We start from the raw sequence: 22,425 nt of genomic DNA, 5'->3' as shown, positions 1-22,425 counted from the left end.
TTGATCACTCAAGGTCGGGCTTTTTAATAACGCCTGAGACTACAGGTAGTTATTGGTCATCTCGTCAATAAAGCCTTCGGCGCGCAGTTCATCCAATGCTTTCTGCAGACGCTGCACCACCTCATCCGGAGTGTCCTTGTTGAGCGCCAGGTACAGCTCAGCCTCGTTAAAGCGCAGCGCGGTATTCAGACCACTGACGCCCTCCTGCTTGGCCAGATAGCGCCCCACGGGATCAGTGGTGGCCCACAGGTCGATCTTGCCGCTGAGCAGCTTCTTGATGTTCTCCTGATCACGCAGCGCATTGACCGGACTCAGCCCCTGGCTTTCCAGATGCTGGCTAACCGCGTCATTTTTGTAGGCACCAATTTGATACTGCGCTGCATCTTTGAGGCTAGCGACACTGACGTTATTACCTGGCGCCGCCAGCAGCACCCAACCGGTTTTAGCCAATGGCCCCACCCACTTGAACAGAGGCTGACGTTCGGCGGTGAACGTGGTGGAGAACAAGCCGTAGTTGGGTTTGTCCAGGGTCAGGCGGTACAAGCGGTCCCAAGGGAAGCGCAGGGTCAGCGTGTAGTTGATGCCGGCACGCTTGAACATCGCACGGACAATCTCGGCACTGATGCCGTCGATACCGTCATCACGGGCAAAGTTCTTGTCATCCACCGCCATGTTGAACGGCGGGAAGTTCTCGGTCAGCAACACCACTTTGTAATCGGCTGGAAGCTCTGCACGGGCAGCACAGGCACTCAGAACAAGCCCGAACAACAGGCTGGCTTTCAGGGTTTTCAACATAGGTCATTCCGCTCGCATGAATTGTGATTATGGCTAGCGGCATCCTTGCTCGGGCGGGTGCCCGGCGACGTATGGTACGTGGCGTCAACCATCCATGGCCGCGGGCCGGTTTGTGACCGGCCCACTGGTTTTGCGTATTACAGATAGTTGTTCAGAATATCGTCGACAAAACCTTCGCTGCGCATCTTGTCCAGCTCGGCTTGCAGCTTCTGTACAACTTCATCCGGCACGTCTTTGTTGAGTGCCAGGTACAGCTCGGCGCTATCGAAACGCAGAATGGTTTTCAGCCCGGAAATACCGTCTTGCTTGGCCAGGTAGCGGCCGGCAGGGTCACCAGTGGCCCACAGGTCAATCTGACCGGCCATCAATTTCTTGGCGTTTTCCGTGTCGCGCAGGGCGGTAATCGGCTCCAGGCCTTTTTCTACCAGATGCTCGGCAATCGCGTCGCCCTTGTAGGCGCCCACCTTGTACTGCTTGGCGTCCTCCAGACTGTTCAGAGTAATGCTGCTATCGGACCTGCCGAGCAGCACCCAATCGTCCGGACCAATCGGGCCGACCCACTTGAACAGCGCCTCACGCTCCGGTAGTCGCGCAGCAACAAACACACCATAGCCTGGTTTTTCCAGCGCCAGTTTGTAGATACGATCCCAGGGAAAGCGCAGGGTCATGCTGTACTTGATCCCGGCGCGCTTGAACATCTCGCGGATGATATCCACAGCAATGCCGTCGATATTGTCTTCCTGAGCGAAGTTCTTGCCGTTGATCGCCATGTTGTACGGCGGGAAATTCTCGGTCAGCAGCACCAGGCTGTAATTCGGGTCGACTTCGGCCCGGGCACTGCCCGCGAGCACCATAACAGTGCCGGCAAGGGCGACTAGCAATTGTTTGAACATGATGTCTCACATCGATAGTTGGGCTAAGCATGCAAGCATACCCAGCACTGCCGACTAAGCCCAGCCCAGGGTTTACGCAGATACGGTCACAAGAGAGTTACAGATAACCGTCTTTGATCGTGCCCAGTTCACCTTGAGCGCGCATCTCGTCCAGGGCCTGCTGCAACTTCTGCACCACATCATCGGGCGTCTCTATATTCAGCGCCAGATAGAGCTCGGCACTATTAAAGCGATGCACCACCTTGAGCGCACCCAGTGGCGACTGCTTGGCCTGATAGCGCCCACCAGCTTCATCGGTAGCCCACAGGTCGATCAACCCCTTCTCCAGCTTGCTGAGGTTTTCCTTGTCCTGCAGGCTGGTTTGCACAGTAACGCCGCGGTCGATCAGGAACTGCGAAATCGCGTCATCGCGATAACCGCCGATGCGATAAGCGCCCGCCTGCTCCAGGCTGTTCAACGCAATGCTGCTATCGGCCTTGGCCAGTAACACCCAATCGCTCACCGCAATCGGCCCAACCCACTTGAACAGCGACTCACGGTCCGCCGTGCGAGCAGTGGAAAACACCCCGTAGCCCTTGCTCTCGAGCGCCTGCTTGTACTGACGCTCCCAGGGGAAGCGCAGGATCACCTGACATTCAAGCTGCGCCTTGCTGCATAGCGCACGTACCGTATCGCTGCTGATGCCCTGCACATCAGCATCCTTGGCAAAATTGCCGCCACTGGCCGCCATGCTGAACGGCGGCAGGTTTTCGGTAAGCAGAACCAGTGGTTCCGCGTGAGCCAGGCTGACGGCACACAACAGCCAAACCGCAGTGAATAGCCGGATAGCGGACATAAGAACTCCGTGTATGAAACAACCAATTATTAGAAAGAGGAGCGCTCACAGGGATGCCCAAAGCATCGACCCGAGCGCAAACATTCTGATTTTAGCGGGCCAGTCGACATTTTGCTGTCGACTCGCCCGCAGCAGTGACCGGCAGGGCTGCCGGTCAGCGAGGTTTAGCGCACCACAATCCCACGAGCGGCCATATAGGCCTTGGCTTCGGGCACGGTGTATTCGCCGAAGTGGAAGATGCTTGCAGCCAGTACGGCAGCGGCTTTGCCTTCGATGATGCCGTCGGCCAGGTGCTGCAGGTTGCCGACGCCGCCGGAGGCGATCACCGGGATGCCGACCATTTCGCTGATGGCGCGGGTCACGCCCAGGTCATAGCCACTCTTTACGCCGTCCTGATCCATGCTGGTCAGGAGAATTTCACCCGCGCCGAGGTCTTCCATCTTCTTCGCCCACAGCACCGCATCCAGGCCGGTGGGCTTGCGCCCGCCGTGGGTGAAGATTTCCCAGCGCGGCGTTTCGCCCGGTTTGGACACCTTCTTCGCGTCGATGGCAACGACGATGCACTGCGAGCCGAAGCGCGAAGCCGCTTCGCCGACGAACTCCGGGGTGAATACCGCCGCGGTGTTGATCGACACCTTGTCGGCGCCGGCATTGAGCAGGTTGCGGATGTCCTGCACGGTGCGCACGCCGCCCCCCACAGTCAGCGGGATAAACACCTGGCTGGCCATGCGCTCGACGGTGTGCAGCGTGGTGTCACGGCCATCGACGCTGGCGGTGATGTCGAGAAAGGTAATCTCGTCGGCGCCCTGCTCGTCGTAACGGCGGGCGATTTCCACCGGGTCACCGGCGTCACGGATGTTCTCGAACTGCACGCCCTTGACCACGCGGCCGTTGTCCACGTCGAGGCAGGGGATAATGCGTTTAGCCAGTGCCATACGGAGCTCCCGTAGGGTGGGTGCAACCCACCGATAAAGATTGCGTCAATTGCGGCGGGTTTCACCCGCCCTACGGTTTAGCCCTTGAAGTTATCGCAGAAGGCCTGGGCCTCGGCCACATCCAGGGTGCCTTCGTAAATGGCCCGGCCGGTGATCGCGCCGATGATGCCGGGCGAGCGCGCCAGCAGCAGTTTCTCGATATCACCCAAGTTGTGGATGCCGCCGGAGGCGATTACCGGAATGCGGCTGGCCGCAGCCAGGGCCGCAGTGGCTTCAACGTTGCAGCCCTGCATCATGCCGTCTTTGGCGATGTCGGTATAAACGATGGCCGAGACGCCATCAGCCTCGAAACGCTTGGCCAGGTCAGTCGCCAGCACGCTCGACACTTGCGCCCAACCGTCGGTGGCGACGAAGCCGTCTTTGGCATCCAGACCGACGATGACCTTGCCGGGGAAGGCTTTGCAGGCGTCGGTGACGAACTGCGGATCTTTCACCGCCTTGGTGCCGATGATCACGTAGCTGACACCCGCGCGCACGTAGTGCTCGATGGTTTCCAGGGTACGGATGCCGCCGCCGATCTGAATCGGCAGGGTCGGGTAGCGCTTGGCGATGGCTGTGACCACCTCGCCGTTAACCGGCTGGCCCTCGAAAGCACCGTTGAGGTCAACCAGGTGCAGGCGGCGGCAACCACCTTCGACCCACTTGGCGGCCATGCTCACCGGGTCATCGGAAAACACCGTGGAGTCTTCCATGCGGCCCTGGCGCAGACGCACGCAAGCGCCGTCCTTCAGATCGATAGCGGGGATAATCAGCATCGGTTGAACCTGCTCAAGTCGTGTGAATTCGGTGGGTCAGCTCTTTTCAAGTGCCCAAAGGTCGCTTTCGATGCTCTCGAACCGTTCTTTCAGGTGAGTCTGCACATCGAAAATCGCCCGGTTGTAGTAATGCGGCGCAATCTCACGGGCAAATAGCTCGAGCACCTCGGCGGCCTCGAAGCTACCCAGCTCCAGCTCGAAGCGCTCGGCCATAAACCGCTTGATCGCCAAACAGGCTTCACGCTCCTGCTCAGCGCTCAAGGTCATGATCGGCGGCTTCTGCTTGGCCCGGCTCATTTACCAGCGACCATCCCAAGCGGCGAAGTTCTGCAGCAATTGCAGGCCGTGGGTATGGCTCTTTTCCGGGTGGAACTGCACGGCAAAGCGCGAGCCTTCGGCCAGCGCGGCGGCGAAGTCCTTGCCGTAATGACCACGACCGACCACCTGCTTGGGGTTGCCGGCCTCGATGTAATAGCTGTGCACAAAGTAGAAGCGCGCCAGGTCCGGGATGTTGTGCCACAGCGGGTGCTTGACCGACTGTGCCACCTCGTTCCAGCCCATGTGCGGCACCTTCAGCGGTTCGCCGTCTTCGACCATGCTCTTGCCGAAGAAACGCACCTTGCCGGGGAACAGACCGATGCAATCGACGCCATCGTTCTCTTCGCTGTGCTCCAGCAGCGCCTGCATGCCCACGCAGATGCCGAGAAACGGCCGGTCAGCGCTGACTTCACGCACCAGGCTGTCGAAGCCCAGACGCTTGATCTCAGCCATGCAATCGCGGATCGCGCCCACACCGGGGAATACCACCCGGTCGGCTTCGCGAATCACCTGGGCATCGCTGGTCACCAGCACCTTACCGGCACCCACGTGCTCAAGCGCCTTGGCCACCGAATGCAGGTTGCCCATGCCGTAGTCGATTACTGCAACTGTCTGCATTTACAGGCAGCCCTTGGTCGACGGCATCTGCCCGGCCATGCGCGGGTCCAGCTCGACGGCCATGCGCAGGGCGCGGCCGAAGGCTTTGAACACCGTTTCGATCTGGTGGTGGGTGTTGGTGCCGCGCAGGTTGTCGATGTGCAGGCTGACTAGCGCGTGGTTGACGAAGCCCTGGAAGAACTCCTGGAACAGATCCACATCGAAGCCACCGACCACCGCGCGGGTGAACGGCACGTGCATCTGCAGGCCCGGACGACCGGAGAAGTCGATCACCACGCGCGACAGCGCTTCATCCAGCGGCACGTAAGAATGGCCGTAACGGGTCATGCCACGCTTGTCGCCGATGGCCTTGGTAAACGCCTGGCCGAGGGTGATACCGACGTCTTCCACGGTGTGGTGGTCATCGATATGCAGGTCGCCCTTGCACTGGATATCCAGGTCGATCAAGCCGTGACGGGCGATCTGGTCGAGCATGTGCTCAAGGAATGGCACGCCAATATCGAACTTGGCCTTGCCAGTCCCATCCAGGTTGATCGAGACCTTGATCTGGGTCTCCAGGGTATTGCGCTCGACGGATGCCGTACGTTCGGCCATCACCAGCTCCAGAAATTGCCCACGGAAAAAGGCGAGCATTATAGGCGGGCATCCGCCTGGGCGGCTACCGGCGGCGATCAGAGGCATCACTATCGCCAACATAATCAGGGAACCGGCTGCCGACTTGTCGATCCAAACGCCTTGACTGCACCAGCGACCAGGCATGCGCTGGCCGCTCTCCGCCCGCGCATGCCCGCCACCTGCAAAAGCCGCTTGCAAAATCACCGCACAAACGGGACTGTCGGCGGTCCAGGTAAAAGCGCTGGCGCTATACTCGCCGGCTTGAATTGCTGCTCTTCACCACCCCGTTTCGAAACAAGGATTCGCACATGAAAGCGCTCGGCAAAATTCTCGGCCTGTTTTTTCTCGGGCTCTTGCTGATCATCGTGGCGCTGGGCTTTGCCCTCACCCACCTGTTCGATCCCAATGATTACAAAGACGAAATCCGCCAGCTTGCACGCGACCAGGCCAATCTAGAGCTGACCCTCAAGGGCGATATCGGCTGGAGCCTGTTCCCCTGGCTCGGTCTGGAGCTGACCGACGCCACCCTCGCCAGCGCCAACACACCGGACAAACCCTTCGCCGACCTGCGCTTGCTCGGCCTGTCAGTGCGCGTGCTGCCGCTGCTGCGCAAAGAAGTGCAGATGAGCGATATCCGCATCGACGGCCTCAACCTCAACCTGCAGCGCGACGCAAAAGGCCACAGCAACTGGGAAGATGTCGGCAAACCGGCCAAGGCCGCGACCACAACAGCCGATACCCCGCCAGCAACCAGTGACAGCGCGCCGACTACAGGCACTACAGCGGCAGCAACAGGCAGCAGCCAGCCGCTGAAACTGGACATCGACAGCCTGATCGTCAACAGCGCGCGCATCGACTACCACGACGCGCAGAAAGGCCAGCAATTCAGCGCCGAAAGCATCCAGCTGACCACCGGAGCGATCCGCGAAGGCGCAGGCATCCCGGTCAAACTCAGCGCCTTCTTCGGCGTCAACAAGCCGGTGCTGCGCGCCCGTAGCGAGCTGCAGGGTGAACTGCGCTTCGACCGTGCCCTCAAGCGCTACCAGCTGGAAGACGCCAAGCTCTCCGGTGAAGTGTCCGGCGAGCCCTTCGACGGCCAGACCCTGACCTATTCGGCCCAGGGCCAATTGCTGGTCGATCTGGCCGCCCAGGTCGCCGAATGGAATGGCCTGAAGTTTTCCGGCAACCAGCTACGCGCCCTCGGCGAGCTGAAAGTCCGCGACCTCGACAAACAGCCAAAACTCAGCGGCGGCCTGTCCATCGCACCGCTTAACCTGCGTGAGTTCCTCAGCACCATCGGCCAGAAACTGCCGCCGATGAACGACGACAAAACCCTCAGCCAGTTCGAGCTGGTCACCCGCCTTAGTGGCAACGACAACAGCCTGACCCTCGAAGACCTCAAGCTGACCCTGGACGACAGCCACTTCAGCGGCCAGTTGGCGATTGCCGACTTCGCCAAGCAAGCCCTGCGCGTGCAGCTCAAGGGCGACCAGCTGAACCTCGACCGCTACCTGCCCGCACCCTCCAAGGACGCCAAGGATGCCGGCGCCGCGCGCAAGGCCGAGGTCAAGGCCAGCGTCGCCAGCGCCGGGCAGAGCGGCAGCACGCCGCTGCCCGATGCGCCGACCCAACACGCCTGGAGCAGCAGCGAAGTGCTACCAATTGAGGCGCTGCGCAAGCTCGACCTGCAACTCGACCTCAGCCTGGGCCAGCTCACCGCCCAACAGCAGGTGATCAGCAACTTCAGCGCCAAGGCACAAAGCAAAGGCGGCCTGCTGACCCTGCAGGATGCACGCGGCACCATCGGCAACGGCAGCTTCGACGCCCAGGCCAGCATCGACGTGCGCCCGGCTATCCCGCTGCTCAGCGTGCAAAAGAACCTCAGCAGCATCCAGATTGAGCCCTTCCTGAAGAAGCCCGACCAGCCTTCACCGGTCAAAGGCCTGCTGGATTTCAAAGCCAACCTGACTACCAGCGGTAACAGCCAGCGCGCCTGGGTCGATGGGCTGACGGGTGACGCCAGCTTCCTGCTCAACGACGGCGTGCTGGTCGACGCCAACCTGGAACAACAGCTGTGCCGCGGCATCGCCACGCTCAACCGCAAATCCCTGAGCAGCGACCCACGCGGCAAGGACACGCCCTTCGAAACCCTGCAAGGCCGCCTGATCCTGCGTAACGGCGTAGCCCACAACCCCGACCTCAAGGCCGTTATTCCGGGCCTGGCGGTCAGCGGCAATGGCGATCTGGACCTGCGCATCCTCGGCCTCGACTACCGCGTCGGCATCACCGTTATCGGTGATCAACGCGAAATGCCCGACCCGGCCTGCCAGGTCAACGAGCGCTATGTCGGCATCGAATGGCCGGTGCGCTGCCGCGGCCCGCTGGAAATGGGCGGCAAGGCCTGCCGCCTGGATCAGGACGGCCTGGGCAAGGTTGCCGCCAAACTGGCCGGCAACAAGCTCAACGAGAAAATCGAAGAAAAACTCGGCGACAAGGTCAGCCCCGAGCTGAAAGACGCGCTCAAGGGCCTGTTCAACCGATGAGCCCCGAGCAGTTTTCTGACGCGGTACTGCACTGGTACGACAGCCACGGACGCAAGGACCTGCCCTGGCAACAGGGCATCACGCCGTACCGCGTATGGGTCTCGGAGATCATGCTGCAGCAGACCCAGGTCAGCACCGTGCTCGGTTATTTCGACCGCTTTATGGCCGCATTGCCGACGGTAAATGACCTGGCCGCCGCGCCAGAAGACGAAGTGCTGCACCTGTGGACGGGCCTCGGTTACTACACCCGCGCGCGCAACCTGCAGAAGACCGCGCAGCTCGTTATGCGCGAACATGCCGGCAAATTCCCCCGCGATGTCGACCAGCTCACCGAACTTCCCGGCATCGGCCGCTCCACCGCCGGCGCCATCGCCAGCCTGAGCATGGGCCTGCGCGCGCCGATCCTCGACGGTAACGTCAAACGCGTACTGGCGCGCTACGTGGCGCAGGAAGGCTATCCGGGCGAGCCAAAAGTGGCGAAACAGCTGTGGGATGTAGCCGAGCGCTTTACCCCGCACGCCCGAGTCAACCACTACACCCAGGCGATGATGGATCTCGGCGCCACCCTGTGTACCCGCAGCAAACCGAGCTGCCTGCTCTGCCCACTGAAAAGCGGCTGTCAGGCGCACCTGCTCGGCCTGGAGATCCGCTACCCGATCCCCAAACCGCGCAAGGCGTTGCCGCAGAAGCGCACGCTGATGCCGATCTTCGCCAACCGCCACGGCGAGGTGCTGCTCTACCGCCGCCCGTCCAGCGGCCTCTGGGGCGGCCTGTGGAGCCTGCCGGAGCTGGACGAAGCCACAGCCATCGCCACACTGGCCAGCCGCCACACCCTGCAGCTCGGCGCACAGCGCGAACTGAGCGGCCTGACTCACACCTTCAGCCACTTCCAGCTGGCCATCGAACCCTGGCTGATCCAGGTCGACGCCGCGCCAGTCGCCGTGGCCGAGGCTGACTGGCTCTGGTATAACCTCGCCACCCCGCCGCGCCTGGGCCTCGCCGCCCCAGTGAAGAAACTGCTGAAGCGCGCGGCCGATGCACTCGCAACCCCGAACACTGGAGAAACACCATGACCCGCACCGTACAGTGCCGCAAACACAAGCAGGAACTCCCCGGCCTGGACCGCCCGCCGTATCCAGGCGCCAAAGGTGAGGACATCTTCAACAACGTCTCCAAGCAAGCCTGGGACGAATGGCAGAAGCACCAGACCCTGCTGATCAACGAACGCCGCCTGAACATGATGAACGCCGAAGACCGCAAGTTTCTCCAGACCGAGATGGACAAATTCCTCTCCGGCGAGGAATACGCCCAGGCCGACGGCTACGTGCCGCCCAGCGAGTAAGCGGCCAGGCACTACAGCCGTAGCCCGGATAAAGCGCGGCACGCGCTGCAATCCGGGACGGTACCCTCCCGGATTGCGCCAAGGCTTATCCGGGCTACCCAACCACCCTGTACACCCGCCCCCGAACCCTCGCTCGAACCTAAGCGCCCGTAATAATTAAATATTTTTCAAACTCACGCTTGACACCTACCCCTCAAATCCGTCTAATAGCGCCCCGTTAGCCCGGGTAGCTCAGTCGGTAGAGCAGGGGATTGAAAATCCCCGTGTCGGCGGTTCGATTCCGTCCCCGGGCACCAAATACAGAGAAAGGCTCACAGCGATGTGGGCCTTTTCTTTTTCTACAGAAAGCAATCTGCAGAAAAAGCTGGCGACCTCGCTCGCCCTGCGCCATGTTCAGCACCGTCAGCCACCAGGGACGCCCGCTGCCATGCATGATCTGATTCTCTACAGCACCGACGACGGCAAGCTCACGCTGCAACTGCGTGCCTGCGTCTGGGCGAACCAGCAGGCATTCGCCAAGCGGCTTATCAGCCTGCCTATCCGCAGCACGCCCTACCGAGGCGCACCCAGCCCGGCAACTATCAAGCAATCCTTGACAGTTAAGCCCGTGGCCAGCCGCCAGATCAGCCGCCGCACCCAGCGCAACACAGCACTCGCCGTCCGCCAACCCTGATTCAGCCAAGAAGAAGCCCATGAGCCACAGCCCCATCAGCCAGGACGAAATCAACGCCATCATCTGGAAGTCGTGCGACACCTTCCGTGGCAGCGTGGATGCCAGCGACTACAAGAACTACGTGCTGACCATGCTGTTCTTGAAGTACCTCAGCGACGTCTGGCAGGACCACTACGAGGGCTACCAGGCCAAATACGGCAACGAGCCGGCGCTGATCGCCGCCATGATGAAGACCGAGCGCTTTGTGCTGCCCGAGTCGGCCAACTTCTACAGCCTGCACGACAAGCGCCACCTGCCCGGCAATGGCGAGCGCATCGACGAAGCCCTGCACGCCATCGAAGACGCCAACAGCGCCAAGCTGCGCGGCGTATTCCAGGACATCAGCTTTAACGCCAACAAGCTCGGCGAAGAAAAAAGCAAAAACAACCTGCTGCGCCACCTGCTGGAAGACTTCGCCCAGGCGGACATGAACCTGCGCCCCTCGCGCATCGGCAGCCAGGACATTATCGGCAACGCCTACGAGTTTCTGATTTCGCGCTTTGCCGCCGGCGCCGGCAAAACCGCTGGCGAGTTCTACACCCCGGCCCAGGTCAGCGACCTGCTCGCCGAACTGCTCGACCCGCAACCCGGCGAGCAGATTTGCGACCCGGCATGCGGCTCGGCGTCGCTGCTGATGAAATGCGGGCGCAAGGTGCTGGAGAAAACCGGCTCACGCAATTACGCCCTGTTCGGCCAGGAATCCATCGGCGCCACCTGGGCCCTGGCCAAGATGAACCTGTTTCTGCACGGCGAGGAAAACCACGACCTGCGCTGGGGCGACAGCATCCGCCACCCGCAATTGCTCGACGCCAGCGGCGGCCTGATGCACTTCGACGTAGTAACCGCCAACCCGCCCTTCTCCCTGGAGAAATGGGGCGTCGAGCAGGCCGAGAACGACAAGTACGGCCGCTTCCAGCGCGGCATCCCGCCGAAAACCAAGGGCGACTACGCCTTTATCCTGCATATGATCGAAACCCTGAAACCGGGCACAGGCCGGATGGGCGTGGTGGTGCCCCATGGCGTGCTGTTCCGTGGCGGCAGCGAAGGCAAGATCCGCCAGGCACTGATCGAAGAAAACCTGCTGGATGCGGTGATCGGCCTGCCGGAAAAACTGTTCTTCGGCACCGGCATCCCGGCAGCGATTTTGCTGTTCCGCAAAACCAAGAGCACGCAAGACGTGATCTTTATCGACGCCTCCCGCGACTTTATGGCCGGCAAAAACCAGAACCAGCTCGGCCCACAGCAGCTTGAGCGCATCGTTGCCGCCTACCGCGCCCGCCAACAGCAGAGCCGCTACGCCGAATGCGTCAGCCTGCAAGCCATCCGTGATAACGACTACAACCTGAATATCCCGCGCTATGTGGATACCTTTGAGGCCGAAGATGAGATTGATCTGCTGGCGATCAAGGCTGAGCGTGAGGGGTTGGAGCGGGAGTTGATGGGGTTAAAGCTGGAGATGGATGGGTATTTGGGGGAGCTGGGTTATGCTTCCTAAAGACTGGAAAACCCTGCGTTTATCGGATATTGCCAAAATTTCCTCAGGTGGAACCCCAAGTAGAGACACACCCTCATACTGGAATGGTGATATTCCCTGGGTAAGAACAACCGAGGTTCAGAACTGCCATATCCACCCAGAAGACATACAAGAACATATTAGCCAGCACGGCCTGGAAAACTCTTCAGCAAAGATTGTGGCTGCTAACTCAATCCTTCTAGCCATGATTGGACAAGGAAAAACACGTGGCCAAGTTGCATTACTTCGACTAAATGCCGCGACAAATCAAAACTGCGCCGCAATAACGCTCAACAAAGACCAATGCCCAGACTTTTACTTCCAGCAGTTACTCAGCAAGTACCAATCCATTAGAGACCTAAGTAACTCCGCCGGACAGAGCAACTTAAGTGGAGCGCTCGTAAAGTCAATTGAAGTAATAGCTCCACCGCTGCACGAACAAACCAAGATCGCCAAAATCCTTTCCACCTGGGACAAAGCCATCACCACCACCGAGCGTCTGCTTGCCAATAGCCAGCAGCAGAAGCAGGCACTGACCTGGCAATTGCTGACTGGAAAAAACCGCTTTGCGGGTTTCAGTGACACATGGGGCAAGCAGAAACTAAGCGAAATCAGTACCCGCATCCAAGAAAAGACCGACGGGGAAGCGCATCCCATCCTGACCATTTCGTCACTTTCCGGCTTTGTCACCCAAGAGGAGAGATACAGCCGCTACATGGCCGGCGAAAGCGTCAACAACTACATACTGCTGAGCCGAGGCGAGTTCGCCTACAACAAAGGCAACTCCAAAACCTACCAATACGGCTGCATCTTTAAGCTGGATACTTTCGATACTGGCCTGGTACCCCATGTCTACGTGTGTTTCAAGCTTAATCAGGGGTTCGACCCGGAGTATTACGCTCAACTGTTTGCCGCCGACTACCTGAAAGATCAACTGGCCGGCCTGGTTAATACAGGCGTACGCAATAACGGGCTACTCAATATCAAGCCCAGCGCATTCCTCGACACCACGGTGCCCGTTCCACCACTGGCCGAACAACAAAAAATCGCCCAAGTGCTCTCCACCGCCGACGCCGAAATCAGCAATCTGCAAGCCCAGCTAGCGAAGCTAAAACTGGAGAAAAAAGCCCTGATGCAGCAACTGCTCACCGGCCAGCGCCGGGTGCGGCTGGACGACGAGCTGGAAGAAGAGCCGCAGATTCGTAGGGTGGGTTAGGCGCGCCCAGGACCCGCCGGGCGACACAAATACAGACTGCGCCGTAACCCACCATGGCGGCCTAGCGGTAAACCGCAATATTGATCGTTCCCACGCTCCGCGTGGGAATGCAGCATGCGACGCTCTGCGGCGCAGGGGCGCGGAGCGTGCCGCCAAGGGTTTCTACACCGAGCATAGGAACCATCCGCAATCGGCGTGGGAGGGGCTTTAGCCGCGACTTGCACCATCGCGGCTAAAGCCCCTCCCACAGAGCGACCCTACCTCGACCAAACACCGCCGCTATCACCCGAACCACGGAACTGCATATGAAAACCGCCCCACTCAGCGACGCCGAACTGGATTTTGTCGAAAGCATCCTGCTCAAGTACGGCAACGATGACTCGATTCTGGACGCCTGCGAGCTTGACGGTTTTTTCACCGCGCTGATCTCCGGCCCCGAGGTAGTGCCGCCCAGCCGTTGGCTGCCGGCGCTGTGGGGCGGCGTAACGCCCAAGTTCGCCAAGGACGCCGAACTGCAGCGGTTTATGAACCTGCTGATTCAACACATCAATAATTGCGTATTGATGCTGATGGAATACCCAGCCGAGTTCGCCGCACTGCTCAGCACCCGCGAGTACGAAGGCGAAACCCTGACCATCGTTGAGGAATGGTGCTTCGGCTATATGCGCGGCGTGGCCCTGGGCCAATGGCCGGCGCTGCCGGAAGCCGAGGCCGCGCACCTGGCAGCCATCGAGCTGCACGGCAGCGAAGCCAACTTCGCGCTGCTGGAGCACATGAGCCAGGCCGAGCACCAGCAGTCGGTCACCGCCATCGAACCCGCCGTGCGCGCCCTGCATGCCTACTGGCTATCGCAACGCAGCCAAGCGGCCAGCTCGGCACAAGCCCCCGTGCAGGCAGCGCCCAAAGCCGGCCGCAACGATCCCTGCCCGTGCGGCAGCGGCAAGAAGTTCAAGCAGTGCTGCCTGCACTAAGCGCCAAGCCAAACCGTAGGGTGGGTTAGGCGCGCCCACGGTTATGCAAACAACGCAAAACCCAAGCGCGCCGTAACCCACCATGGCGGCTGACCGGCAAATCGCAATGGTGGGTTACGCGACGCTCGACTGACGCGGCGACACCTACATTTACGACCTCCGCCGCTAACCCACCCTACGATCCGCAGCATTGCGTCTGAGGCGCGGCTTGTCGCAAGGGCGCTTGCCGGATAGACTCACTCCCAAAACGGGAGAACCTCCATGCGAGTGATTGCCCGAGGCACCTTGCGCGCCTTCTGGGAAAGCAGCCCGGCCTATGCCGATGCCATGACACCGCTGGTGGAGTGGTATCGGCATATGGAAAAAGCCGTTTACCCCACGCCGCAAGCGCTCAAGGCTGAGCTGCGCACGGCCAGTATCCTGAAAGGCAGCCGGGTGGTATTCGACATCGCCGGCAACAAGTACCGGGTCATCCTGGCTATCGACTATGAGCGCCAACTGGGCTTTATTCGCTTTGTTGGCAGCCACGCCCAGTACGACCTGATCGACGCGGAGACCGTGTGATGAACATCAAACCGATTCGTAATGACGACGACCTGGCCAATGCACTGGCCCGCATGCAGCAGCTATGGGGTGCGCCGGTCGGCTCGCCCGAGGGCGATGAGCTGGAAATTCTGGCCGTGCTGATCGAGAAATACGAAGAGCAGCACCAGCCGCTACCGGCCAGCGACCCAATCGATGCGATCAAATTCCGCATGGATCAACAAGGCCTGGCACCGCGCGACCTGGAGCCCTTCATCGGCTCCAGCGGCCGGGTGTCGGAGGTGCTGAACCGCAAGCGCAAGCTGAGCCTGGCCATGATCAAACGCCTGCACGACGGCCTGCACATCCCCTATGAAAGCCTGCTGGCTGGCGCGGCCTGACAGGCCATTGCGAAACCCTGCACGCTTTACCTTTTATGCTTGGCCGAACAAGGAATAGTGCTGTGAGCGTCACGCCACGTTTTCAGGAAGAGTACAGCGCCAAGATCCCCGCCCTGGCCCTTTTGGCCAACTTGGGGTTCACCTACCTGAGCCCCAGCCAGGCGCTGGCGTTACGCGGCAGCAAGGAGCGCGTGGTGCTGGCCCCAGTACTGCGCGCCGAACTGGCCAAGCGGCGCTTTTGCAGCAATGGCGTGGAACACGGCCTGAGCGAGGCGGCGCTGAGCAAGCTGGTGAGCGAGATCAGCCATCCGCCGCTGAACGAGGGTTTGCAGGCAGCCAACCAGCGCCTGTCTGACCAGTTGCTGTATGGGGTGAGCGTGGGTGACTTCATAGCCGGGGCCAAGGTCAACCCGACCATTGCGCTGATCGACTGGAACACCCCGAGCAACAACAGCTTCCACCTGACCGAGGAGTTGGGCGTAGGCTGCACCAGCGGTATCGGCCAGCGCCTCCCGGATATCGTGCTGTATGTAAACGGCCTGCCGCTGGTGGTGATCGAGGCCAAGCGCCCGGACTCCAATAGCGGCAAGGATCTGATCCAACAGGGCATTTCGCAGATGCTGCGCAATCAGCGCGCCGAGGAAATCCCCCAGCTGTTCGCCTTTAGCCAGTTGCTGCTGGTGGTCGATGGCAGCGGCGGGCGTTACGGCACGGTCGGCACCACCGAGAAGTTCTGGGCGGCCTGGCGCGAAGAGGAAATAGGCGAGGTGGCCTTCGCTGAGCTAAAGAACCGCCCGCTGGACGCCGCCCAGGAGCAGGCGATATTCGCCCAGCGCCCCGCTGCCAGCCTGGCCTGGTACCGCACTTGGCTGGCCGGCGGGCTGCTGGCCAGCCAGCAAGACAAATTGCTCGCCAGCCTGTGCCGACCGGATCGCCTGCTGGAGTTGGTGCGCTTTTACACTTACAGCGACAACAAGCACGGCAAGATCGTCGCCCGTTATCAGCAGGTGTTCGGCATCCGCGCGCTGATTACGCGCATCCAGCAGCGCGATGTGCGCGGCGCACGCCAGGGCGGGGTGATCTGGCACACCACCGGCTCGGGCAAGTCGATCACCATGCTGTTGCTGGCCAAGGCGCTGATCTTCCACCCGGACCTGCAAAACTGCCGGGTGCTGGTGATCACCGACCGCACCGACCTGGAAGCGCAGCTGAGCAAGACCTTCGCCAGCGCCGGGGTACTCACCGCACGCGACCAGCAGGAGGCGCTGAGCCAGTCCGGCCGGCACCTGGCCCAGCAGATCGGCAAGGGCACGGCGCGGGTGATGTTCAGCCTGATCCAGAAATTCAATTCGGCGGCCAAGCTGCCGGAGTGCCGCAACGACAGCAGCGATTTCATCGTATTGGTGGACGAAGGCCATCGCTCCCAGGGCGGCGAAAACCATGTGCAGATGCGCCTGGCCCTGCCCAATGCGGCCTTTGTCGCCTTTACCGGCACGCCGCTGCTGCAGAACGAGAAAACCCAGAACAAGTTCGGCCCCATCGTGCATGCCTACACCATGCAGCGCGCCGTGGAAGACGGCACGGTAACGCCGCTGCTGTACGAGGAACGGCGCCTGGAGCTGGATGTGAACGACCGCGCCATCGACAGCTGGTTTGAGCGCAGCACCCGAGGCCTGAGCGAGGCGCAGCAGGCCGACCTGAAGAAAAAATTCGCCAAGAAGGGCGAGCTGTACAAGGCGCTGGGCCGGCTGGAGCTGATCGCCCATGACATCAGCGAGCACTTCGGCAACATCCCCGATGGTTTGAAAGGCCAGGTGGCCTGCGATAGCCGGGTCTCGGCAATTCGCTTGAAGGGGTTTCTCGATGAGATCGGCCAGGTCAGCTCGGCGCTGGTGATGTCCGCCCCGGACAGCCGCGAGGGCAATAGCGACAGCGACGAAGACAGCAAGTCGGTGGTGCAGGCCTGGTGGGACAAGCATGTCGGCAAGGAAGACGGCACCGTCTACAAGCAGCGCATGATCGACGCCTTTGCTCAGGACGACGGGCCGGACCTGCTAATCGTTATCGACCAGTTGCTGACCGGCTTCGACGAGCCGCGCAACGCGGTGCTGTATATCGACAAGAACCTCAAGCAGCACAACCTGATCCAGGCCATCGCCCGGGTCAATCGCCTGCACCCGAACAAGAAGCACGGCCTGCTGATCGACTATCGCGGCATCCTCGGCGAGCTGGATATCACCATCGCCCAGTACCAGGACCTGGCCACGCGCACCCAGGGCGGTTACAGCATCGAGGATCTGGACGGCCTGTACAGCCCGATGAGCACCGAATACAAAAAACTGCCGGGCCTGCACCAGCAGCTGTGGGCGATCTTCGCCGAGGTGAAAAACACCCAGGATATCGAGCAGATGCTGGCGGTGCTGTTGCCGCGCCTGCAGGAGGTGGACGGCGCGCAGGTGGATATGCGGCAGAAGGCCCGTGATGACTTCTATGCGCTGCTCAGCGAGTTTGCCGCCTGCCTGGCGATTGCCTTGCAGTCCCAGGCGTTTTTTCAGGACAAGAGCGTCAGCGAGGACACCCGCCGCCAATACAAGGAGACGGTCAAGCAACTGTCCAACCTGCGCCAGCGCCTCAAGCAGGCCACCGGCGATACCGTGGATTACGACGAGTACGCAGTGCAGGTGAAGAAGCTGATGGACAAGCATGTGCTGGGCATCGGCGTGCGCGAATCCAAGGGCGCTTATGTGGTGGGCGATATGGGCGCGCACAAGCCGGAGGCCTGGAGCGAGGAGAAGACCCGCAACGAGAAGGACATCATCCAGACGCGGCTGACCAAGGAAATCGACCAGTTGCTGGACGACCCTTATGCGCAGAAGCGCTTCTCCGAGCTGCTACGCCAGGTGATCGCCGAGGCCGATGCACTGTTCGATAACCCACTCAAGCAGTACCTGCTGTTCAAGGAGTTTGGCGAGCAACTGCAGCAGCGCCAGCTCGACGAGCTGCCGGATGCAGTACGCGGCAACCCCCATGTGCAGGCGTATTACGGCGCCTTCAAGCTGCTGTTGGATGAGCAGCGCGTGGCCGCCGAGGCCATTGATACGCCGCAGTGGGTTCTGCTGGCCGAGCAGACCGATGCCATCGTCAGCCAGGCGGTACGCGAGTTTTCCATCAACCCGCTAAATATCGAGGCGGCCGTGCGCCAGCAATTGCTGCCGCTGTACTTTATGGCGCTAAAAGCCCTGGGCCTGGGGATGGATCAGGTGCAGGCGCTGGTCGAACAGGTGGTGCAGATCGTCCGCGCCGGAGCGCGCAAAGCCTGATGGCCAGCCTGCATTACGGCGGCGAGACAATTGCCTATCAGGTGCAGCACGTTCCACGCCCGGCGCGCAAACTGACCATCAAGGTGCAGCCCGATGGCCAGGTGCTGGTGCTCGCACCACAGGACGCCAGCGCCGAACAGATCAGCGCCGGGGTCAACAAGCGCGCCCGCTGGATCTGGGAGCAGCTGCAGCCGATCCGCGAGCGCCTGCTGCATGTGCGCCCGCGCCAGTACATCAGCGGCGAAACCCACTTCTACCTAGGCAAACGCTACCCGCTGAAAGTCCAGGAAGACGCCCGTGCGCCGCAACAGGTCAAGCTACTGCGCGGCATGCTGTGCATCACTCTTCGCCAGGCTAGGCCGGAAAAAGTTCGCGAGCTGTTATTCGCCTGGTACAAGGCCCGTGCCCGCGAGCAGTTCAATCAGCGCCTGGAACGTCTGACACCCCAGGCCCGCTGGCTGACGCAGAAGCCTGCCCTGCGCTTGCTGACCATGCAGACGCAGTGGGGCAGTTGTTCGCACTCCGGCACCCTGACGCTCAACCCGCACCTGGTCAAAGCACCGCCCGAATGCATCGACTATGTATTGCTGCACGAGCTTTGCCACCTGGCCGAGCACAACCACTCGGAAGCCTTCTGGCGCTTGCTCGATCAATTGATTCCGGATTGGCAGCCGATCAAGGCGCGTTTGGATGAGATGGTGGAGCTGTATCTGAATGATGTGCGTTGAGGCGTTTTTATATGGCCTGCCATCCATGGCGGCCACCCTTCGGGCCGTCGCTGCGCGACGTTAAACATGTGTCCCGTCCATTTTTTTGCATCTGCGCGACAGCCAGCTGTAACCAGGCGACACCGTGACCGGCCAAGCCCGGCACGGCCGGTAAACGGCTTGGCGGTCAGCGAAACGCTATGCTAGCTTGACGCCTCGCCAGGAAGGCCACGCAACGCCTGAGCGCATTCGAATAAGAGGAAAGCATCCCATGGCTGAGGCCACGCCCGCGCTGGAAATACGCGACCTGCACAAACGCTACGGCGACCTTGAGGTGCTCAAGGGCATCTCCCTCACCGCTCGCGACGGCGATGTGATTTCCATCCTCGGTTCTTCCGGCTCCGGCAAGTCGACCTTTCTGCGCTGCATCAACCTGCTGGAAAACCCTCACAAGGGGCAGATCATCCTCGCGGGCGAAGAACTCAAGCTCAAAGCCGCAAAGAATGGTGACCTGGTCGCCGCCGACAGTCGCCAGATCAATCGCCTGCGCAGCGAAATCGGCTTCGTCTTCCAGAATTTCAATCTGTGGCCGCACATGAGCGTGCTCGACAACATTATCGAGGCGCCGCGCCGCGTATTGGGGCAGAGCAAGGCCGAAGCTATCGAAGTAGCCGAGGCGCTGCTGGCCAAGGTCGGTATCGCCGACAAGCGCCACGTTTATCCGAATCAGCTTTCTGGCGGCCAGCAACAGCGCGCAGCGATTGCCCGCACCCTGGCCATGCAGCCGAAAGTCATCCTGTTCGATGAGCCCACTTCGGCCCTCGACCCGGAGATGGTACAAGAAGTGCTTAATGTGATCCGCGCACTCGCCGAGGAAGGCCGCACCATGCTGCTGGTCACCCATGAGATGGGCTTTGCCCGTCAGGTGTCCAGTGAGGTGGTGTTTCTGCATCAGGGCCTGGTTGAAGAGCAGGGTTCTCCGGAGCAGGTGTTCGACAACCCGAACTCGGCGCGCTGCAAACAATTCATGTCCAGTAATCACTGAAAACACGGAGCAACTACGCATGCAGAACTATAAGAAGATCCTGCTGGCCGCGGCCGCCACCCTGGCCTTCGGCACCAGCGCCGTCGCCGCGGACAAGTTGAAACTGGGTACCGAAGGCGCTTACCCGCCCTTCAACCTGATTGACGCCAGCGGTCAGGTCGGCGGTTTTGACGTGGAAATCGGCCAGGCCCTGTGCGCCAAGATGCAGGCCGAGTGCGAAGTGGTCACCTCCGACTGGGACGGCATCATCCCGGCTCTCAATGCGAAGAAATTCGACTTCCTGATCGCCTCCATGTCGATCACCGAAGAGCGCAAGGCTGCGGTGGATTTCACCGAGCCCTACTACACCAACAAGCTGCAGTTCATCGCCCCGAAAGGCGGCGATTTCAAGACGGATAAAGCCAGCCTGAAAGGCAAAGTGATCGGTGCCCAGCGCGCTACCATCGCCGGCACCTGGCTGGAAGACAACCTCAATGGCGTGGTCGATATCAAGCTGTACGACACCCAGGAAAACGCCTACCTCGACCTGTCTTCGGGCCGCCTCGATGGCGTGCTGGCTGACACCTTCGTTAACTGGGAATGGCTGAAGAGCGACGCCGGCAAGAGCTTCGAGTTCAAGGGCGACCCGGTTTTCGACAACGATAAGATCGGCATTGCCGTACGCAAGGGCGACGCCCTGCGCGACAAGCTGAACGCCGCACTGGCCGAGATCGTGGCTGACGGTACCTACAAGAAAATCAACGACAAGTACTTCCCCTTCAGCATCTACTAAGCTGCCGGCACTGCGTCGCCCGCCCGGGCGGCGCAGGCTTCTGAGCCCCTATGAATTTCGATCTCTACGGATTCGGCCCGGCCCTGGCTGCTGGCACCCTGATGACCATCAAGCTGGCGCTTAGCGCGCTGTGCCTGGGTCTGGTGCTCGGCTTGCTCGGCGCCCTCGCCAAGACTTCCCCGTACAAGCCGCTGCAATGGCTTGGCGGTACGTATTCGACCATCGTGCGCGGGATTCCCGAGCTGCTCTGGGTATTGCTGATCTATTTCGGCACCGTGCAGCTGATGCGCTACCTGGCGGACCTGCTCGGCATCGAAAGCCTTGAGCTGAACGCCTTCGCCGCCGGCACCATCGCCCTCGGCATCTGCTTCGGCGCGTACGCCACCGAGGTGTTTCGCGGCGCGATCCTGGCCATCCCCAAGGGCCACCGCGAAGCCGGTCAGGCTTTGGGCATGTCCAAGCCACGGATTTTCTGGCGACTGATCCTGCCGCAGATGTGGCGCATCGCCCTGCCCGGCCTGGGCAACCTGTTTATGATTCTGATGAAGGACACCGCGCTGGTGTCGGTGATCGGCCTGGAAGAAATCATGCGCCGCTCGCAAATCGCCGTGACCGCCAGCAAGGAGCCCTTCACCTTTTATATGGTGGCGGCCTTTATCTACCTGGGCCTGACGGTGCTGGCGATGATCGGCATGCACTTCCTGGAAAAACGCTCCAGCCGTGGCTTTGTCAGGAGCGCGTCATGAGAAAAATCTCTGAAATAGCCGCCTGGTCGGCTGCCGTTGCGCTGATTGCCTATGCGCTCTGGGGCGGCCTTACTGCGCTTAACTGGGACGTGATTATCAAGTGGCTGCCGCGCCTGTCGGAAGGCGCCCTGCTGACCCTGGAGCTGGTGGCCATCGCGGTTCTCGCCGGGCTTATTCTCGCCCTGCCCATGGGTATCGCCCGCGCCTCGCGGCACTGGTATGTGCGCGCCCTGCCCTACGGCTACATCTTCTTTTTCCGTGGCACACCACTGCTGGTGCAGCTGTTCCTGGTCTATTACGGCCTGGCGCAGTTCGATGCGGTGCGTGAAGGCCCGCTCTGGCCCTATCTGCGCTCCCCGTACTGGTGCGCGGTGCTGACCATGACCCTGCACACCGCTGCCTATATCGCCGAGATTCTGCGCGGCGCGATTCAGGCCGTGCCGCCGGGTGAGATCGAAGCCGCTCGCGCCCTAGGTATGTCACGGGCCAAGACCATGATCTATATCGTGCTGCCACGCGCCGCGCGTATCGGCCTGCCGGCTTACAGCAACGAAGTGATCCTGATGCTCAAGGCCAGCGCCCTGGCCAGCACCGTGACCCTGCTGGAACTGACCGGCATGGCCCGCACCATCATCGCCCGCACCTATCTGCCGGTGGAGATCTTCTTTGCTGCGGGGATGTTCTACCTGCTGATCGCCTTCCTCCTGGTACGCGGCTTCAAGCTGCTGGAACGCTGGCTGCGCGTCGACGCCTGCCAGGGCCGCTGATTGCCTGAGGGCTCGCGCCCTCAG

General features: G+C 61.1%; 23 protein-coding genes and 1 tRNA gene. 16 read left to right on the top strand and 8 right to left on the bottom strand.

What is annotated here, in order from left to right; genetic code table 11:
• Window positions 1-39: 39 nt before the first annotated feature.
• The 8 genes from Q8M42_RS16960 to hisB all read right to left on the bottom strand — a co-directional run bounded on the left by Q8M42_RS16960 (window position 40) and on the right by hisB (window position 5,803).
• A complete protein-coding gene (locus Q8M42_RS16960; RefSeq protein ID WP_160089766.1) occupies window positions 40-795 on the bottom strand; it encodes an ABC transporter substrate-binding protein in 756 nt (251 codons plus the stop codon).
• A gap of 137 nt (window positions 796-932) precedes the next feature.
• The gene (locus Q8M42_RS16955; RefSeq protein WP_304863306.1) at window positions 933-1,688 is read right to left on the bottom strand and encodes an ABC transporter substrate-binding protein; all 756 of its coding nucleotides are present in this window, start codon (window positions 1,686-1,688) and stop codon (window positions 933-935) included.
• A gap of 97 nt (window positions 1,689-1,785) precedes the next feature.
• On the bottom strand, window positions 1,786-2,523 hold the full coding sequence (locus tag Q8M42_RS16950; RefSeq protein ID WP_304863308.1) for an ABC transporter substrate-binding protein: 738 nt from the start codon (window positions 2,521-2,523) through the stop codon (window positions 1,786-1,788).
• 164 nt (window positions 2,524-2,687) lie between these two features.
• Complete coding sequence (gene hisF / locus Q8M42_RS16945; RefSeq protein ID WP_090379512.1) at window positions 2,688-3,458, bottom strand: imidazole glycerol phosphate synthase subunit HisF; 771 nt, start codon at window positions 3,456-3,458, stop codon at window positions 2,688-2,690.
• 77 nt (window positions 3,459-3,535) lie between these two features.
• Complete coding sequence (gene hisA, locus Q8M42_RS16940; protein WP_304863311.1) at window positions 3,536-4,273, bottom strand: 1-(5-phosphoribosyl)-5-[(5-phosphoribosylamino)methylideneamino]imidazole-4-carboxamide isomerase; 738 nt, start codon at window positions 4,271-4,273, stop codon at window positions 3,536-3,538.
• Window positions 4,274-4,309: 36 nt separating this feature from the next.
• On the bottom strand, window positions 4,310-4,570 hold the full coding sequence (locus Q8M42_RS16935; RefSeq protein WP_304863314.1) for a DUF2164 domain-containing protein: 261 nt from the start codon (window positions 4,568-4,570) through the stop codon (window positions 4,310-4,312).
• Window positions 4,571-5,209: an imidazole glycerol phosphate synthase subunit HisH gene (hisH, locus tag Q8M42_RS16930; protein ID WP_304863316.1), complete on the bottom strand. Its 639-nt coding sequence runs from the start codon at window positions 5,207-5,209 to the stop codon at window positions 4,571-4,573.
• Window positions 5,210-5,803 carry an imidazoleglycerol-phosphate dehydratase HisB gene (gene hisB / locus Q8M42_RS16925; RefSeq protein WP_304863738.1) on the bottom strand — a complete coding sequence of 198 codons (594 nt, stop codon included), beginning with the start codon at window positions 5,801-5,803 and terminating at the stop codon, window positions 5,210-5,212. It lies immediately after the preceding gene.
• Window positions 5,804-6,132: 329 nt separating this feature from the next.
• Between hisB and Q8M42_RS16920 the strand changes: the two genes are divergently transcribed.
• The 16 genes from Q8M42_RS16920 to Q8M42_RS16845 all read left to right on the top strand — a co-directional run bounded on the left by Q8M42_RS16920 (window position 6,133) and on the right by Q8M42_RS16845 (window position 22,401).
• Window positions 6,133-8,367, top strand: coding sequence for an AsmA family protein (locus Q8M42_RS16920; RefSeq protein ID WP_304863318.1), 2,235 nt, complete (start codon window positions 6,133-6,135; stop codon window positions 8,365-8,367).
• Complete coding sequence (gene mutY / locus Q8M42_RS16915; protein ID WP_304863320.1) at window positions 8,364-9,440, top strand: A/G-specific adenine glycosylase; 1,077 nt, start codon at window positions 8,364-8,366, stop codon at window positions 9,438-9,440. The genes Q8M42_RS16920 and mutY overlap by 4 nt, the downstream gene beginning before the upstream one ends.
• Entirely contained in the window at window positions 9,437-9,709 is a 273-nt protein-coding gene (locus Q8M42_RS16910; protein ID WP_304863321.1) for an oxidative damage protection protein, read from the top strand. Before mutY ends, Q8M42_RS16910 begins: the two co-directional genes overlap by 4 nt.
• A gap of 220 nt (window positions 9,710-9,929) precedes the next feature.
• Window positions 9,930-10,005 (top strand) — tRNA-Phe (locus Q8M42_RS16905).
• Between the two features lie 131 nt (window positions 10,006-10,136).
• The gene (locus Q8M42_RS16900) at window positions 10,137-10,382 is read left to right on the top strand and encodes a hypothetical protein (protein ID WP_304863323.1); all 246 of its coding nucleotides are present in this window, start codon (window positions 10,137-10,139) and stop codon (window positions 10,380-10,382) included.
• 19 nt (window positions 10,383-10,401) lie between these two features.
• Complete coding sequence (locus Q8M42_RS16895; RefSeq protein ID WP_304863324.1) at window positions 10,402-11,916, top strand: type I restriction-modification system subunit M; 1,515 nt, start codon at window positions 10,402-10,404, stop codon at window positions 11,914-11,916.
• On the top strand, window positions 11,906-13,150 hold the full coding sequence (locus Q8M42_RS16890) for a restriction endonuclease subunit S (RefSeq protein WP_304863326.1): 1,245 nt from the start codon (window positions 11,906-11,908) through the stop codon (window positions 13,148-13,150). Before Q8M42_RS16895 ends, Q8M42_RS16890 begins: the two co-directional genes overlap by 11 nt.
• A gap of 305 nt (window positions 13,151-13,455) precedes the next feature.
• Window positions 13,456-14,121, top strand: a complete 666-nt coding sequence (locus Q8M42_RS16885; RefSeq protein ID WP_304863329.1) for a YecA family protein — start codon at window positions 13,456-13,458, stop codon at window positions 14,119-14,121.
• 261 nt (window positions 14,122-14,382) lie between these two features.
• The gene (locus tag Q8M42_RS16880) at window positions 14,383-14,685 is read left to right on the top strand and encodes a type II toxin-antitoxin system HigB family toxin (protein ID WP_304863331.1); all 303 of its coding nucleotides are present in this window, start codon (window positions 14,383-14,385) and stop codon (window positions 14,683-14,685) included.
• Window positions 14,685-15,044 (top strand): type II toxin-antitoxin system HigA family antitoxin, encoded by a 360-nt coding sequence (locus Q8M42_RS16875; protein ID WP_304863333.1) that lies wholly within the window; start codon window positions 14,685-14,687, stop codon window positions 15,042-15,044. The genes Q8M42_RS16880 and Q8M42_RS16875 overlap by 1 nt, the downstream gene beginning before the upstream one ends.
• A gap of 62 nt (window positions 15,045-15,106) precedes the next feature.
• A complete protein-coding gene (locus Q8M42_RS16870; protein ID WP_304863335.1) occupies window positions 15,107-18,364 on the top strand; it encodes a type I restriction endonuclease subunit R in 3,258 nt (1,085 codons plus the stop codon).
• The gene (locus Q8M42_RS16865; protein ID WP_304863337.1) at window positions 18,364-19,092 is read left to right on the top strand and encodes a M48 family metallopeptidase; all 729 of its coding nucleotides are present in this window, start codon (window positions 18,364-18,366) and stop codon (window positions 19,090-19,092) included. Before Q8M42_RS16870 ends, Q8M42_RS16865 begins: the two co-directional genes overlap by 1 nt.
• A gap of 250 nt (window positions 19,093-19,342) precedes the next feature.
• Window positions 19,343-20,116: an ABC transporter ATP-binding protein gene (locus Q8M42_RS16860; protein WP_167146445.1), complete on the top strand. Its 774-nt coding sequence runs from the start codon at window positions 19,343-19,345 to the stop codon at window positions 20,114-20,116.
• Window positions 20,117-20,135: 19 nt separating this feature from the next.
• A complete protein-coding gene (locus Q8M42_RS16855; RefSeq protein WP_304863341.1) occupies window positions 20,136-20,888 on the top strand; it encodes an ABC transporter substrate-binding protein in 753 nt (250 codons plus the stop codon).
• A gap of 50 nt (window positions 20,889-20,938) precedes the next feature.
• Window positions 20,939-21,634: an ABC transporter permease gene (locus Q8M42_RS16850; RefSeq protein ID WP_304863344.1), complete on the top strand. Its 696-nt coding sequence runs from the start codon at window positions 20,939-20,941 to the stop codon at window positions 21,632-21,634.
• Window positions 21,631-22,401, top strand: a complete 771-nt coding sequence (locus tag Q8M42_RS16845; RefSeq protein ID WP_304863347.1) for an ABC transporter permease — start codon at window positions 21,631-21,633, stop codon at window positions 22,399-22,401. The genes Q8M42_RS16850 and Q8M42_RS16845 overlap by 4 nt, the downstream gene beginning before the upstream one ends.
• Window positions 22,402-22,425 lie beyond the last annotated feature (24 nt).

The sequence above is a fragment of the Pseudomonas sp. genome (assembly GCF_030684895.1).
Classification (GTDB): domain Bacteria; phylum Pseudomonadota; class Gammaproteobacteria; order Pseudomonadales; family Pseudomonadaceae; genus Aquipseudomonas.
Note: the sequence above shows the minus strand (reverse complement) of the source record. Positions and strands in the feature narration are given on the sequence as shown.